We start from the raw sequence: 15,747 nt of genomic DNA, 5'->3' as shown, positions 1-15,747 counted from the left end.
GCGCTCTCCGCTGACAGAATCATAACTGTCGGCGGAGAGCGTTTGGTAATCGATCGTTTCTAGGGTGCAACCGGCAAGCTGATAAAGCTGGCTTCTCCCGGCGTGTGCCAGATGCGCTGCGTTGCCTTTTGATAGTCCGCAGGCTTCGCGTCAAAGATGTTCGGCACAAACTTCTGCGGATTGCGATCGTAGAGCGGGAACAAGGTGGACTGCACCTGCACCATCACCCGATGTCCCGGTAGAAAGACATGGTTCACCGTGGGCAGGCCGAAGTGATAGAGCAGCGGCTTGTCCGAAACGATGGCTTCGGGATGCTCAAAGCTGGTGCGATAGCGGCCGCGAAAGATGTCCAAAGAGACCGATAGTTCATATCCGCCCATCGACGGCTTTGAGGGCACCGTGTCGGGAAAGACATCGATCAGCTTTACGACCCAGTCGCTATCGCTTCCACTAGTGGAGGCGTACAGGCTTACCTGTGGCGCGCCACTCAAACGCAATGGAGCGGTGAGCGATTCGCTCTCATAGGTGAGAACATCCGGGCGGCCATCGACAAAGCGCTGATCGGTAACCAGCCATGTCTTCCAGCCATCGCCGTCGCCGGTGAATACCGGACGCGGTCTGTACGGCACAGGCTTCGCCGGATCAGAGACGTATTCGTCGAACTTGAGGCTAGCAGTATTTGGGCTATCGAACGACAAGCCACCGTTAGCCGTCAGATAAAGCGCGCGAGGCTTCGACGGGCAATTCGTCTCGCAGCTCAGAGGCCACGACTTGAAGCGGTCCCAATGGTCTTCGCCGGTGTTGTAGATCAGCACGGGAGGAGTGTCAGCCTTTGGCGCTCCATCCAGCAGGTACTGATTGAAGAATGGCAGCAGCACATCGCGCCGGAACTGTAGCGTGGTATCCCCGGTCCAGAGCAGCGGCCCAAGGGAGAATCCTTCAGTGTTCACCTGGCTGTGCCGCCAGGGGCCCATCACCAGGTAGTTCTTGTCATTAGCTGTATCCTTGGGCTCAACCGCGGCGTAGCTGTGGATAGCGCCCCACATATCTTCCTGGTCCCATAGCCCCTGCAACCACATCGTGGGTACAGTGAGAGGCTGTGCCGCCATGACCTTATCGAGAGCCAGTCCCTGCCAGAAGGCATCGTATGCGGGATGCTCGTCTACCTTCTTCCAGAACGGAAGCTGTCCGAGGCCCCCAGCGCGGGCAAAGTCTCCCGCAGAGCCCTTCCGCAGGAAGTTGGTGTATTCGTCATACCCTTCGCGCGGAATAGCAGGACCGCCTCCACGAGCCGTTGTCTGCTCGATGTAGTAATCAAGGTTGACCTGGCGAAAGGCTCCATAGTGGAACCAGTCATCGCCCATCCAGCCGTCGACCATGGGGCTCTCGGGAGCCGTGACCTTCAACGCCGGATGCGGGTGGATGAGTGCCATCACGACCGTGAATCCTTCATACGAAGAGCCGAGCATGCCGACTTTGCCGTTGGACTGCGAGATGTTTTTCACCAGCCAGTCGATGGTGTCGTAGGCGTCTGTCGTGTCATTCGGACCCTTGGGATTGAGAGGGCCGGTCGGCGGCGGAGTCATGAGGTACTCGCCCTCGGAGCCATACTTGCCGCGTACGTCCTGAAAGACGCGGATATAGCCAGCTTTGACGAAGACATCGTCGCCCTGCGGCAACTCATCCAGCATGTGGGGAGACTCCGTCCGAGCCGCACGGCCTGCAGCGTTATAGGGTGTGCGAGTCAGCAGGATCGGAGCGTGGGTCGCGCTCTTGGGAATTACGATCACGGTATAAAGCTTGACCCCATCGCGCATGGGGACCATCTCCACACGCTTCACGTAGTCGTAGTCGTCCTTCGGAGCGGTGAACTTCGCCGGAATATCCGGAGTCGTGGTCGGGGTTTGCGCGAAGGCAGATAGTCCCAGCGACAGGGCTGTCAGGGCGAGGGTAAGAGTACGGGGAGTAAAAGGCATGAGCCGTCCTTATTTCTCAAAAGATTTACTGGATGCGATGCGATTGGAGTGGTATCCCTGCTGCGAGCTGATTCGCAGTATATCAAGATGTATCGACGGAACCTCATTCCTGCGTAACAATGCACTAAGCCCCACTCGTGGAGAACGCCTTGCTGCTCTGGACTTTTTTTCTGCTCGCCTTTAGCGCGATGCTCCCGTTAATCAACCCGCTAGGGTCGGCCCTGGTCTTTGTCGGTCTCGTGGGCCCTGAGCCGCCGGAGGTCTATCGATCGCTGGCGCGCAAAATAGCTATCAATACGGTCATCTTCCTCTCGGTTATCGAGGTTGTAGGCTCGGCTATCCTCAATTTCTTTGGAGTCTCTCTTCCGATCGTGCAGGTTTCGGGCGGCATCGTCATTGCGGCTATAGGTTGGTCGCTTCTCAACGAAAACGATGCCCATGCAAACGTAAAGAATAAGCAGGCGGAGATGGAGGCTCAAGTCGACGCTGGGACGCGGGACCTCGAAGAAAAAGCCTTCTACCCGTTCACATTTCCTGTGACGGCAGGTCCCGGGACGCTCGTTGTGATGTTGACACTCAGTGCACATGCTTCAAATCCAGTTCTCTCAAAGAATGTGCTGGGCCATCTTGGAATATTTCTGGCAGTCATCGTTCTCAGCGCGCTGATCTATCTCTGCTATGCCTACGCTCCAAAGATCACAACTTCGATCTCGGAGTCCACGGCGCACGGAATCCTACGAGTCGTGGCTTTCATCCTGTTGAGCATTGGCGTCCAGATTGCCTGGAACGGCCTCTCCGTACTGCTTGCCTCTGTGCTTAAGAGATAGACAAGCACTCTGCTGCGGCAAGAACCGGAAGGGCAAGGTCAAAACCGAGCCCTTCCGATTCGTACGCACCATGACTACTGCACAATCTTGATAGGAGCCTGCCAGAACGTGCTCTTCATATCTGTTGGATCAAGTACGGTCACCTGACAATCGTATTCACCAGGTGAAAGCTGAGGCGGCAGGCTAAGGCTGAAGTTGAGAGGCACCATGCCCAGGTGGCTTCCGGCCGCAGGAGTAACGGCTATGGGCTGCGTCTCAAAGACCTTTGCCTGGTCACGGTAAAAACTTACGAACGCGACGAGCGGCTTGGGCGTTGTAGCGGCCTGCTCGTAAGCCTGCAGATAGACGTACATCTCCCGGCCACTGTTGAAGACTCGCGTTACGCTCGGAATCAGCTTCTTCCCATCCTGTACCAGCGGATTAACGGCTGCCTGCTTGATCTGATCTTTGCTCTTCGCGGCGTCATAAAGAGCGTCCTTCATCTCGACGCGCTGGCTGCTTAGAACTACAGAGCTGATAGGGACACGCTTGTCTTCTTTATTCAGGTTTGGAATGACAAAGTTTGTCTGATAGGTACCAATTCTTCCCGTCTCGTCATCACGAGCCAGGAACTTGATGGCGTATTTGCCGGGCAACAGCGTATAGCCTCCATCGTATTCAATCGGCCGATGGCTAAGCTCGCTGGCAGTGGCATCGCTCAGCTTGATGTTGACGTTGTCACGCATGTTCTCAACGGTAATGCCGCCGTAGATATCCTTGATCTCTCCGACAAAGTCGATGAGCGTATGGTCGGCTCCTCCACGCTTGGCCAGCGCCAGTTCACGCCCGGGAATCTTCACCATGATAGGAACGAAGTACTCCGCACGATTGAGTTGGAAGTAATTGATCTCCATCGCGACAGTGAGTTCAGTGATGGGATCGCCCAGCATGAGGGCATCCTCGAGTTGGCGCTCCTTGTCGGCGACCGAAAACTTGCTGAACACTTTACCGGCGAAGTATCCCTGCCGGTAGTCGAGCTTGGCGTTGGCATCCTTGTTGAGGGTGACCTTGATCTTGCGGAAGCGGCCGTCGAGAGAGGGGTTGGAGGTGTAGTACTCGATGATGTAGTAGTCGGAGATGGCCTGCTGCGCCTGTACGATTCCCTTCGTCAGGTCGTTGTAATCCAGCAGCGCCTTGCCTCCGGTATCGCCGGCGAGCGCGAAGAGTGTGTCTTGCGACTGCTGAAAGTTGCCCGTCGTCGCTAGTGCCGCGGCGCCGGTGTACATCCCCTGATTGCCGGGCGAGCCCTGCGTGGCATCGCCGAGTGGAGCTCCCGCAACGAGGCCACGCGCGTCGATGGGCCAGAACGAAACGCCTGCGCGGATCGCTGCATCGACAGTGGCATGAAGCTGCGCCTGGTTATCGACGCCATTCAGCCGCAGGCCGCTGGCAAAGTAGATCAGTGATTTTTTCTCGCTTAGCTGGCCCAGCATGTTCGCCGCGGTCTGCAGCGCGGAGAGCTGGCGGTCGGTGTTGAAGACATTGAACTCACCATCATCTTGACCGAAGGCGGCTCCGGTGTCGGCACTGCTGGCGTCATCGACGGACTCGACCGAGCCCTGGCCTTCTCCAACGATCAATGTTTCCAAAATGCTGAGAAGCTTATTTCGATCGGCAGTAAAGTCTTGCAGCACATCCACCGAGCCTCCCTGGTAGCGCAGGATCGAGACAAGGTCGACTTCAGTTAACTGGGTGCGAACGAACTTCTCGGCCGCGCTCAGAGCACGCAACTGCTCGGCGGGGCGCATGGCGCTCATATCGAAGTAGAGCGCGAGAAGGCGGCGGTCTTTGTACCTGAGATTATCGGTGGACTCCGGCGCAACTTGGGTATGAGCAAGCCGGTTATAGATCTTGATGTCTTCCTTGCCGGCAGGAACCGGTACGACCGGAAGAGGGTTCGTCGGAAGCACCTGATGCTCGCAGAAGCGAATCTTCTGCGGCACGCCGTCCTCGGTAAGCGTGAAATCCTGCGCCGTGAGACCGGGGACAGGATTGCCCTGCTTATCTTTGACGACAACCGTCTCAACAACCAACTGAGACCGCACCGACAGCGTAAAGGTGTTTGGCGCTTCCGGATCTTTATTCTGGCCGATTGTCTGGGCACCAGCGCCTGTGCTGAAACCAACCGTCGCGAGAAGGAATGTGATGAGTATCGATCGCATACTAGAACCTCAATCTCGCGGTGGTTTGCAGGCTGCGCATGGGATTGGGAGAAGTCGGTGTCCCAAAGAGAGGACTACTCAAGGCCGGATTCGAAACGGCGCCTGTAGCCGGATTCAGTATCGTATTCCAACTGCTGAAGACAACATGATTGAGCAAGTTGGTGGAATCTACTCGTATATCGAGGTTGTAACGCTTGGTCACGCGAAAGGTCCGCGCGAGTGAAAGGTTGAAGGTAAACTCTCCTGGGCCGGTAATAGAGTCTCTTCCCGCATCTCCCCATTGTCCGGGTTGAGGGGCGGTATAGGCTGCGGGATTTAGAAAACGCCCTCCAGTTGCTACATGGATCGGCTCGGAGCTTCTATCCGGACGGATGCTGCCCGTTACACCTGTGCCGGGTACGGCTGCGAGATAGATCGGTGTCTCCGGCAGACCGCTGCCTGCAACGATCTGACCTACAACCGTCCACTCTTTGAACGCCCTTCCTCGCCATCCGGTCAGCAAAGTTCCGCCACCAAGCCCCATGCCGGTCGTGTACTGAAATGTAGCGTTCAGCAGATGCCGTTGGTCAAAGGTCGAAAGCCCACGCTCTGCGTCCAGGTCGAGCCAGTTCTGCGCTATGGATGCGTTCGCCGCGGCCTGGCTCACCGCACCGGCAGCTACCGGCCCCTGGCCTCCAAGCACGGAGTCGTCATCGATCGATTTAGAGAAGGTGTATTGCAAAGAAGCGGTAAAACCGCTACGCAGTCTGCGCCGCAGTTGAATGCTTCCAGCCTGGCGCGTGGAGCTTCCGTTGGAGGTGCGGTACACAAAGCCCAGAGGGCAAGAGGGGCATGGATTGACGGTGCCGATGGGATAGGTGTTCGGCAAGAACTCCTGCACACCATGCGCACCCTTGATCCCGAGATAAGTTGCAGTCATCTGCAGCGCAGCAGGCAGGTCACGCTGTACCGCAACCTGCCAGGTCTGCGCGTAGCCTACGCGGAAGTTCGGATCGACGGCGAATGAATCCTCCGTCGTCGGAGGGCATGGAATAAATCCGTTAGCGAGCGACAGTCTGCAGGTAGCACTGTTGTACTGCACATTCAGGCTGGTTGAGAGTGGGGCTTGCTGCGCTAGTTGCAGCGCAGTCCCTGTGTAGACCGACGTGTCCTGGTAGATTCCATAGCCTGCACGAACCACCATGGAAGATCCCGGGATGGGGCGCCATGAAAGCCCAAGACGAGGTTCGACACCACTCTTGTCCGGCCGTATCAACGAAGTAGGATAGCTCTGGCCCGTCAGCGGGCCGGTAGGACTGCTGCCTAATACCGGCGCAACGGCTGAAAAGCCTGAAGCGACATCCAGATTGACGAGCCGTCCCTTCAACTCAGTGATGGGCGCGCCATACTCCCAGCGAACGCCGACGTTGAGGGTGAGGTCCGGCCTGATTCTCCAGTCGTCCGTCGCGTAGATTGCATAGACGGATTGCCGGAAATATTTATCCGCGTTGCCAAAGGCGATCTGGCTCGTGTCCGGAATGCCGGCAACGAAATCGGCGAAGTCTGAAACGCCCGTTACAGCGCCCGTAAAAGTGTAGGAGCCGCGCGGGTTTTGTTGCGAGAGGTAGTTGAACTCCTGCCTGCGGAAGTCGGTGCCGAAGGTAAAGTTATGATGCCCTCGATACCACTCCAAGGAGGGTGCAATGCCATCGGTGCGGTTGCGGTTGAAGGAACTCTGTGCATCCGTGAGCGAGGCGATTCCGCTCGAAAAGGTAAGGGACGGAGGACCCCAGTTGGTGGGGTCCTGGTTGTTCCCGTAAGGAGTCGCAGGAGTGTTGGCCGAGATACCCGCCAACCCGGATATGTTGGTACGGTTTGCAAAGTAAGGCGTCACCTGCGTTCTCAAGCGGCTAAAGCGAAACCCGGTATTCAGATAGAGGCTGTGATTGAAGCGGTGTTGCCAGTTGAGCGTCGTGTTAATGCCCAGCGTGTCGGTTGTATCGAGAAAGCCGAAGAGATTGGAGCCGTCCGCACGGATGCTCTGAAAGGCGAAGCTGCCATAGACCTCGTCCCTATGTCCGATGGACTTATCGAGACGCGTTTGCAGCGCATCCTGATGCGAGTTGTTGAGGACCGGAATCTGATAGTTGTAGAGCGAACTTCCCGCCACATTGGGCAAGGGATAGAGCGCCAACAGAGCCTGGGCTACAGGATCAATGGGGGTGGCACCGCGCTGGTCCGCTGTGGGGACCAACCCGGTGTCTGTCGTTGCGGTCGTGCTGCGTGTCAGTTGGTAGGCAACAAAGAAATTAGGACCGCGAGGCATCAGGTGGGGAATATTCAGCGGGCCGCCAAAGGTCAGGCCTGCGGTGATCGTATTGTAGGCCGACTTCGGGGTGTCCAGTCCGCTCAACGAATAAGGCCGCGCATCGAGTGCTGAGTTATCCAGGATGAGAACAAGCCCACCCGTGTAGAGACTCTTTGATCCCTTGCGCGTATTTCCGAATGCCTGGGCGAGTGTGAACTGCGACGTCGCCGCATTGTTCACGCTACCGTTGACGAGGAAGCCGTCAGAGGATTGCTGGTTGGAGGAGTCGGCCGGTTTTGGCAGAACCGCATTCTCAGCGGGCTTGGGCGCATCAATCTTGCCCGGTGCAGCTGCGGCGCTGGGGCTGGGCGGCGGTACTGGTGGCGCTTTAATGATCTTAGTCTGCGCGATGATCTGATCGAGCGGAAGCATCTTCAACTCCCACTTGATGGACGGCATATTGGAAGAGATCGTGACATCCTGCTCGACTGGCGAGAAGCACGACATCTCAACTTCAATCTTCCATGAGCCATCCGGAAGATCCGCAAAAGCGTAGTTTCCCTGCTCGTTGGAGATGGCGACGAATTTCTTGCTGCCCTGCGTAGCCGTGATCGTCGCACCCGGGACCGGCAGACCATTGAAGGTCACCTGGCCATGATGCTCCGACGCTACAGCTAAACCGGATGTAAATAGACATGCAAGAAGACAAAAGAGGCGAAGATATCTGCTCACTCGTTGCGACAATATCGAATACGTCATCCGCAGCTCATTCTCCGAAGGTCTCTCATGATCTATACGTTAGTTCAAGAAGAGATGTTCAATATGGTCGACAACAATAAAATCCACGGGACCCTTTTGTGCCTCGAGCTTTAGCCCGAGTTGTTCCTTCAAAGCCTCAAGAAACGTCGGTCCTGACGTATCAGAGGGCGTGTCCATGCCAGATGGCATGGAATGATGAGTTTCAGGAGCCCACTCAAGCGTGAAATCGAAGGTTCCACTCAGTCCGGTCCGATCCAGAACAGGCCGTCCTAAAGCTCCCCAATCAGGCAATGCGCTTGCGATCAATCCTATAGTCACATTGCGCGCGCCGACGCTTAGGCGGCCGGGGGCGCTCGCCGGAATCAATACAGGGCCCCCGCAGGTCTGGGGAAACCCATCGGCCGTTGACGAGGGTGCAGCGCTGGAACCGCGATCTGGTTCAGGTGCAAGTGTCGTAGAGCAGGAGGAGTCGTTTGGGTGGGGGCGGAGTCTCGGGCCCATCTTTTCTGGCTTCGACAGTAAAAGGGCGAGCACGGGAACCTGCCGAGTCTCGTTGTGGACCGTCAACTTGAAACGATCCGCGAGCAGAGATCGCATCATCAAGCGCATCTCGTCCTTGGTGGGAGAGCCTTCCGATCGTGCCTGGATATCAAACCGATCGGATGAAACCCAGTCCGGCAACCCAGACCGGAGAAATTGCAACTGATTGTTGGTCAGCTTGTAGGCAAAAGCAATGTACACGATCAAAGGGGTACTGCTCGCCGAGAACAAGCCTCCATTGGGAGCATAGACATCACCAGGCCCCAGAAGAAAGTTAGACTTCGGCTTGTCGTCAGATTTGTTCTGCTTGACGGAGGCCACGTCGAATTGAATCTTTTGGCCACCGGATGTCTCCGTTGAGGGCATAGCCGGTGGCAATTGTGCGCGGCTTTGGGTTGAAGGCACAAGTTGTATGGCTACAACGATCAACCCCAACGTAATCATCGAATGCCTTTTTCGACCCCATAGCTTGTGCCCGGCATGTTCGGTCAACATCCTGATGGTCCTTTTCTTGACTCAGGCTATAAGCTTAGACATTACTTTCCCGTGCACAACGAGTTCGCTCATGGCACAGATGGTCCCAACTTTGACTTCGATATTCGTCAGACGAAGCAAGTCTGACGATGTCATCGCCACTCGCTAGTTTGCGGAAGGTTTTTCGATGCGATCGAGGACAAGCACCTCGGTTGCAGTCTTCTTTGCCTCCAGTTTCAACCCAAGTTGCTGGATTGCCTCAAAGAATCCTGGCGCCTCTTCAACGCCTTCGGGCGCCTTTGTAACCGGGATCGGCGGATGCCCCTTGAATTGTGACTCGTCGGGCGCAAAGGTAAGGTTGAAGTCGTACTTTCCTGAAAGCCCTGTCTGATCGACCACTGGCCGGTCAACCACCAGCATTTGCAGGGCGTCCGCAAACTGCGTCATTGTGAAATTTGCCACAGGGATGGTTACTCCCCCAGGAGCTGGCCTCAACCCGAAGCCTCCCCCAGGTCCGGGAAATTGAGTTGGAGTCAGCTTCGGTCCGTCCTTTCCAACCGTCAACACGAACGCCGAGAGCTCTCGCTTGTCGTGATGGAACTTCAATTGAAACCGATCGGCCAGCAGCTTCTGAAATACAGTCCTTAATTGCTTAGAGTCCGGATCTCCCTCTACATTTACTGTGGCCACGATGTCGTAACGATCTTTGTCCGACCAATCCGGCGCTCCTACGACCTGTTTTGCCTGAAGGTTGTATGCAAAGCAGATCAGATCGACCAGAGACGTGTTGTTTGAGGTGGCATCATGACCGTTAAAGCCAATACCCTGCACGTTTGGAGACCCGGAGTTATTCGGTTTAATCGTCGCCACATCAAAAGAGGGATCGGCATCTACCGCCATCGCCTTCCTCGGCACAAACGCCGGAATCTCCCACGCTGTCTCCGTCGTCGCACGCACCAGAGTCAGCGGCCGCGGGGTGGGCCCCTGGCTCCAGGTTCCTACGATGGATTTACCATCCGCACTCAGCTTCCCTGCGTATTTTCCGAAGAACCACTCAGCCTTGAAAGTCGAATCATCCAATGCGTCAGAAGAAGCGCTCATCGGTCGAGCATCCTGATCGATGCTGTACATGACAGCCTTCAACTTGCCATCATCCTTCGAGACCTTCACAATGAGCCGGAGATCTCGATCGCCATGCAAGGTGCCCTGCCAGGTACCAACACTGCCTGTTGCATTCTCAGTTGTGACCTGGGCTTGCACATGATTGATATGCACCAGGCCAAGGACAACCGGCGTCGTCACTGCAACGATTGCAGCGATACCAAGCAGAAGCTTTCTGCCGAGATCGAGTTTCCGCGCTACCTGCTCGGTCATGATTCGCACGATGCGCCGCTTCAGGTCCGCCCCGGTAATTCCTGAGACACAAGCCAGCGGCGACTCGACGTAGAACTTGCAGACATTGAGGATGCTCTCGGCATAGAGGGGAGCGTCATTACCCGACTGCAGTACGGCTTCGTCGCAGGCCTGCTCACGCTCATCCAACAGCCGAGCCTTGATCCACCACACCGCAGGATGGAACCAGAAGAGCGTTTCCACGATCATGTGGATGGCCGCAGTGAGGTTGTCGCGTCTGCGGATATGGCACATCTCATGAGCGATGATCGTGCCGAACTGCGGCGGAGTGAGACGTTCATCAATTCCCTTCGGCAACAGAAGCACAGGGCGAACGATGCCGAAGACACCAGGCTCAAGCAGCTTGGAAGAGGAGAGAACAGGCAAATCGCCCAGCAGCGTCGTCTGGGTAGAAGCACTGACGATAGTGCGAACCTTCCACCAACTGCGTGCCCAGGAAAACACGATAGCCAGCGCGCCGCACAGCCAGACTGCAAGCAGTATCACCGGCCAAACCTCTGTGTGGGACAAAGCTGCAGCAGAAGCTGTGCCAGCATGAGCGGCAACGGAAGAAGTAGCAGTGGCAGAGGCCGCAGTCTGCGCAAAGGGCTGCGTGAACTGCTCCATCATGTCTGCGAATGCCGGCTGTTGAATAGGAGTGGCCATCTTCGCGCGCAGCGATTCACCGGCCGCAATAAGAAGTGAGAATGGAACTAGAAACTTCAGGGACGCAATCATCCATATCCAGTAGCGCGTCCTAGCATGATTGTTTCGCAGAGCCAGCGTGAGAAGCCACGCCATGAGCACCACAACGGTCGACTGCCAGAGATGATTGACCACCGCCGCGGTCCAGGTTTCATTCCAGAATGACAGGATCGTCATAGCTTCTTCTCCTTTGCAGAAAGGCTCCGCAATGTCTTCTCTGCTTCCTTTACATCCTCCAACGTGAGCTTGCCGGACTCGATCAGATGCACCATGACGGGCTGGGTGCGGCCGCCAAACAGAGCCAACAGGTCGTCGACCAACCTGCGCTGAGCTGCGTTGCGAGAGATGCTTGCTTCGAAGACATGGAAGTTTCCGACCTTCCTGACGCGCCGCAGTATCTTCTTCTCTTCCATGCGATACATGGTCGTCTGGATCGTCGTATAGGCAGGTCTTCCCTTCTCAGGAAAAGCTTCCTGGATCTCGCGGATAGAGGACTCGCCTCGGGTCCAAAGCGTCTCCATGATCCGCAGTTCGAGCTTCGTCAATTTGGGTCCCGGCATCTTTAGCAACTACCCCTGTGTTTTTCTCTACTACATCTGTGGTAGAAACTACCACGGACGTTTGACTGGATGCAAGAAGGTATGAAGAAAATTGATTCGTTCGTCAATGCCGCCAAAGATCTAAGGCGAACAGTCTTGACTGTCTAATCTGCCGAAGGCATCTCGACGTGGTCGACGACGAGTGTGTCTACTGGACCTTTGGAAGGTTGCAGTTTGAGGCCTAGCTGCTCCTGCAAGGCAGTGAAGAAGGGGGCCGCGGAGGATTCGGAAGAAGCATCCTGATCATCCTCAGGCGCCCACTCCAACAGGAGATCGTACTTACCTGTAAGCCCGGTCTTATCAGCGACGGTGCGATGCAGTCGATCCCCTAACATATTCGCCAAGATCGCCAAAGAAACAGCATGAGCCGTAAGTTCTGTGTTGTAGACTGTCACGCCTCCACGCCCCACGCCGTTCGGGCTTTTATCTTCAGGAGAGCCCTCAGGTGCGGACTCCTTGAACTTTGGACCATCTTTGACGAGGACCATCTCGTAGAGGGGAAGCACTTTGGTTTCGGTGTGGGCCTTGAGCTGGAAACGGTCCATCAGCAGTTGCTGGATCATTGACCGGCGTTGTTTGCGACTAAGCTTCTTCAGAACCTCTGCGTCTGGTTCGACGATCTTTGCTTTGACATCGAAGCGTGCGGAGTTTGCCCAGCCGGGCAGGCCAGAGACTAAATCTTCTTTTATGTCGTAGGCGTGCTCAAGAAGCATCTTCAATGAGACGTTTGTCGCAGAATAGCTGTCGTCGTTGGTGTTGACGCTGATGTTCCCGCTGTCGGACTTGTTGGGCTTAATCGAGACAATATCGTATGCAGGTGCTGTAGCTTCTGTGCCGACGGGCCGAGGAGGCGTTCCACTTTGACTTGAGATCGCCTGCCCAAACAATCTGCTTATCGGAATCATGAGCAGTACGGCTAGCAGCGCAAGGCAAACTGCCGTCTTCGCAATGATTTTGCTCATACCTTGATCGATCCTCTTCTTCATGGCTATTACTGGTACTCACTAATTTTTTGAAGGTTTTTCGACAGCATCGATCACCAGAGTCTCGACGGGCCCCTTTGTCGGTTGGAGTTTTAAGCCGAGTTGCTCCTGCAGCGCGGTAAAGAGAGTCGGCCCTGCATCCGCGGAGACATCGGCAGCCTCTCCTTCCCCGGGATTCCATTTGAGATCGATATCGTACTTGCCGGCGATCCCGGTCTTGTCCAGCACCGTACGCTGCATGGAAGAGGACAACTCGCCGGCCAGGTCCTGAAGTGTTACGGCCCCTCCCTTGAACATACCGGGCCCCAATCCTCGAAAACTCGGGGATGATGGTTGTGCCTCTTTGATCTTGAATCCGCCTTTTTCCTTTACCAGTTCATAGATAGGCAGCACCTTTGTTTCGAGGTGGATCTTCAGCTTGAAGCGATCGACAAGTAGAGACTGAAGCATCGCTTGGAGCTGCTCTGGAGACAACTTCTTGAAGGTATCTACATCTGCGCCGGTGACCTTGGCTTGGAGATCAAAGCGAGTTGAACTCACCCAGCCGGGAGCGCCGGAGATAAGATCCTGTCTAATCCCATAGGCATAAGCAATGAGTACCTCCAGCGAAGTATTCGTTGCTTGAAAGCCATCGGACATATACGTCGACAGCATTGCGTACTCGGCAGACTTACTTTCCTTGACGGAAACAACATCGTAATCCGGCGCCTTCACCTCGGTGTTCGCGGTCTTCGAGGTGGTGGATGGACTGGGCGAGCTTTGTGACGATGCATTCGCGGCGGCGCACAGCAGTGCAACCGCAAATACTGGAATATAAATTTGCCTGCGTATGGACCGTTTATTCATAGCGCGAACGAGACTCTCTTCGATATTGTCAGACGAAGTACTTACCCTCTGCTAATTCGCAGAGGGCTTCTCCACCTTGTCGATAACGATCACGTCGACGGGTGTCTTCTTAGCCTCTAACTTCAGGCCTGCCTGAGCTTGCAGGGCTTGAAAGAGATCGGGAGCAGTTTCTGTCGCATCGGTCTGCGGCGGCAACTTCGGTGGATGGCCGTTGAACTGCGAGTCATCAGGTGTGAACGTGAACTTGAAGTCGTACCTGCCTGTAATCGCTGTCTGATCTACAACAGGGCGATCCAACACGAGCATCTGCATGAAACTCGTAAAATCCTCCATCGTCGAATTGATCACGTTCATGGTCACACCGCCGGATCCTGGCCGCATACCAAACCCAGGGAGTGGACCATTCAGCTGCGTAGGCGTTAACTTTTGTCCGTCTTTTCCTACCGTAAGCACGAAGGCCGAAAGCTCTCGTTTGTCGTGATGGAAAGTGAGCTTGAAGCGGTCCGCCAGCAACTTCCGCATCATGCTTCTTAGCTGTTTGTCGTTGGGAACACCCTCCTGATCGGGCACACCATCGATGTCGTAGCGGTCTTTTTCAGCCCAATCGGGGCCACCTATGATCTGTTTCATCTGCACGTTGTAGGCAAATGCAATCAGATCTCCCAGAGAGCCGTTGCGGATGGTAAAGTTACGCCCTCTCACAAAGAGCCCTTGCATGCTCGGGGATCCAGAGTTGTTCGGCTTAATCGTCGCGACATCAAACGCCGGGTCTGCATCTGCTGCCATCAACTTCGGAGGTGCCGGAGGTGCTGGAATCTCCCATGCTGTCTCCTTGGTCGCTCGTACCAGATTCAGTGGCCGTGGACTGCCCTGGATCCAGCTTCCCGCAATCGACTTGCCGTCCGGACTCAGCTTGCCTTCGTAGTTGCCAATGATGAGTTCGACCTTCAACGTTGAATCGGCGAATGTCACAGACGAAGCCTTGAAGGGCTGTCCGCCCTGATCGATGCTGTTCATAACAGCCTTCAACTTGCCATCGTCCTTCGAGATCGTCATAACGATTCGCAGGTCTTTACCATTCGGCGGCGTCAACGTCCCCTGCCATGCGCCGGTAATGTCCTGAGCAAACAACGCGCTCCCCGATAACGTTAAGAACGCGATGATCCACAGAATCATCTTCTTCATACACAATCTCCTGAAACCTGTTGCAGACTTCGACCAGGGCTCGGCAAGAAAACGGCGTTGTGTCTTTATAGCAGTTAGACGATGTGCTGTAGGAAAATGGGATCGAAAATCGGCAACTCTCACACAAGAAAGACGCCATGCAGAGGCACGGCGTCTTCTGTGTTTGTATCGAAACAACTTATGCGTTGCGGAGATTGCCGATCATAGCCTGAACGTCCGCGACGTCCACCACGAAGCGTGATGTGCCATCGAACTGGTCTGTTTCCTCCAGCACCCAGTTGCGTTCATGCTGCATTCCGCTGGCTTCGCTACTGCGGAGTGAACCATGGAAATGGTTCGCACCAGTAGCTCGAGCGAGGGCGATTGCGTCCTTGATGCGGAGACCTCCGCCGACAGCGATTTCAATTCGTCCAGCAGCTTGCTGTACCAACTGCGCCAGCTTACCGGCTCCCGCCAGAACATCGGGTTCACCACCCGAAGTGAGAATACGTCTGCATCCTGTGCCAAGGATATCTTCGAGGGCTTGCTCAAGAGAGACGGTGTAGTCAAAGGCCCGATGGAACGTGACTTCCAACGGTGCAGCCAGCTCTACCAGTTCACGGGTGCGCTCGACATCCACCGTGCCATCGGCACGGAGAATACCGAGGACGAAGCCCGTAGCCCCAAGGGTGCGTGCATGAGAGAGGTCTTCCCGCATGAGATTAAACTCATCCTCCGTATAGAGGAAGTCGCCGCCGCGAGGCCGCAGCAGGACATGCACGGGGAGCTCGCTGCGCAGAACCGCTGCACGGATAAGACCGTGGCTGGGTGTGAGGCCGCCCTCACTGAGCGCGGAGCAAAGTTCGATGCGGTCCGCCCCTCCTTCGCGTGCTGCGAGGCAGGCCTGGATACTCTCCGCACAAAGTTCAAAGACAATCTTGCGCATTAAATCACACGGACGAAATGAAACATTTCAATTCTTTGAAAGCGGTGA

General features: G+C 55.7%; 11 protein-coding genes. 1 reads left to right on the top strand and 10 read right to left on the bottom strand.

Translation table 11 applies throughout. The features are described 5' to 3' along the window. Window positions 1-59: 59 nt before the first annotated feature. The gene (locus HDF15_RS02090; RefSeq protein ID WP_184252615.1) at window positions 60-1,976 is read right to left on the bottom strand and encodes a CocE/NonD family hydrolase; all 1,917 of its coding nucleotides are present in this window, start codon (window positions 1,974-1,976) and stop codon (window positions 60-62) included. Window positions 1,977-2,125: 149 nt separating this feature from the next. Between HDF15_RS02090 and HDF15_RS02085 the strand changes: the two genes are divergently transcribed. Then, the gene (locus tag HDF15_RS02085; RefSeq protein ID WP_184252614.1) at window positions 2,126-2,803 is read left to right on the top strand and encodes a MarC family protein; all 678 of its coding nucleotides are present in this window, start codon (window positions 2,126-2,128) and stop codon (window positions 2,801-2,803) included. A gap of 74 nt (window positions 2,804-2,877) precedes the next feature. Here the strand turns inward: HDF15_RS02085 and HDF15_RS02080 are convergent, their stop codons facing one another. The 9 genes from HDF15_RS02080 to HDF15_RS02040 all read right to left on the bottom strand — a co-directional run bounded on the left by HDF15_RS02080 (window position 2,878) and on the right by HDF15_RS02040 (window position 15,699). After that, window positions 2,878-5,004, bottom strand: coding sequence for a VWA domain-containing protein (locus HDF15_RS02080; protein ID WP_184252613.1), 2,127 nt, complete (start codon window positions 5,002-5,004; stop codon window positions 2,878-2,880). A gap of 1 nt (window position 5,005) precedes the next feature. Next, a complete protein-coding gene (locus tag HDF15_RS02075; RefSeq protein ID WP_311733013.1) occupies window positions 5,006-7,939 on the bottom strand; it encodes a TonB-dependent receptor in 2,934 nt (977 codons plus the stop codon). A gap of 150 nt (window positions 7,940-8,089) precedes the next feature. Continuing rightward, window positions 8,090-9,034 carry a TIGR03435 family protein gene (locus HDF15_RS02070; protein ID WP_184252611.1) on the bottom strand — a complete coding sequence of 315 codons (945 nt, stop codon included), beginning with the start codon at window positions 9,032-9,034 and terminating at the stop codon, window positions 8,090-8,092. A gap of 195 nt (window positions 9,035-9,229) precedes the next feature. After that, window positions 9,230-11,338 carry a M56 family metallopeptidase gene (locus HDF15_RS02065; protein WP_184252610.1) on the bottom strand — a complete coding sequence of 703 codons (2,109 nt, stop codon included), beginning with the start codon at window positions 11,336-11,338 and terminating at the stop codon, window positions 9,230-9,232. Then, window positions 11,335-11,721 carry a BlaI/MecI/CopY family transcriptional regulator gene (locus HDF15_RS02060; RefSeq protein ID WP_184252609.1) on the bottom strand — a complete coding sequence of 129 codons (387 nt, stop codon included), beginning with the start codon at window positions 11,719-11,721 and terminating at the stop codon, window positions 11,335-11,337. The genes HDF15_RS02065 and HDF15_RS02060 overlap by 4 nt, the downstream gene beginning before the upstream one ends. Window positions 11,722-11,864: 143 nt before the next feature. Next, the gene (locus HDF15_RS02055; RefSeq protein ID WP_184252608.1) at window positions 11,865-12,722 is read right to left on the bottom strand and encodes a TIGR03435 family protein; all 858 of its coding nucleotides are present in this window, start codon (window positions 12,720-12,722) and stop codon (window positions 11,865-11,867) included. Window positions 12,723-12,764: 42 nt separating this feature from the next. After that, on the bottom strand, window positions 12,765-13,589 hold the full coding sequence (locus HDF15_RS02050; protein WP_184252607.1) for a TIGR03435 family protein: 825 nt from the start codon (window positions 13,587-13,589) through the stop codon (window positions 12,765-12,767). A 51-nt stretch (window positions 13,590-13,640) separates the two neighbouring features. Then, a complete protein-coding gene (locus tag HDF15_RS02045; protein ID WP_184252606.1) occupies window positions 13,641-14,774 on the bottom strand; it encodes a TIGR03435 family protein in 1,134 nt (377 codons plus the stop codon). 178 nt (window positions 14,775-14,952) lie between these two features. Next, the gene (locus tag HDF15_RS02040; RefSeq protein WP_184252605.1) at window positions 14,953-15,699 is read right to left on the bottom strand and encodes a copper homeostasis protein CutC; all 747 of its coding nucleotides are present in this window, start codon (window positions 15,697-15,699) and stop codon (window positions 14,953-14,955) included. Between the last annotated feature and the right edge of the window lie 48 nt (window positions 15,700-15,747).

This window comes from Granulicella mallensis, from assembly GCF_014203225.1.
GTDB classification, from domain to species: Bacteria; Acidobacteriota; Terriglobia; order Terriglobales; family Acidobacteriaceae; genus Granulicella; species Granulicella mallensis_A.
This window is presented reverse-complemented; position numbering and strand designations above follow the sequence as displayed.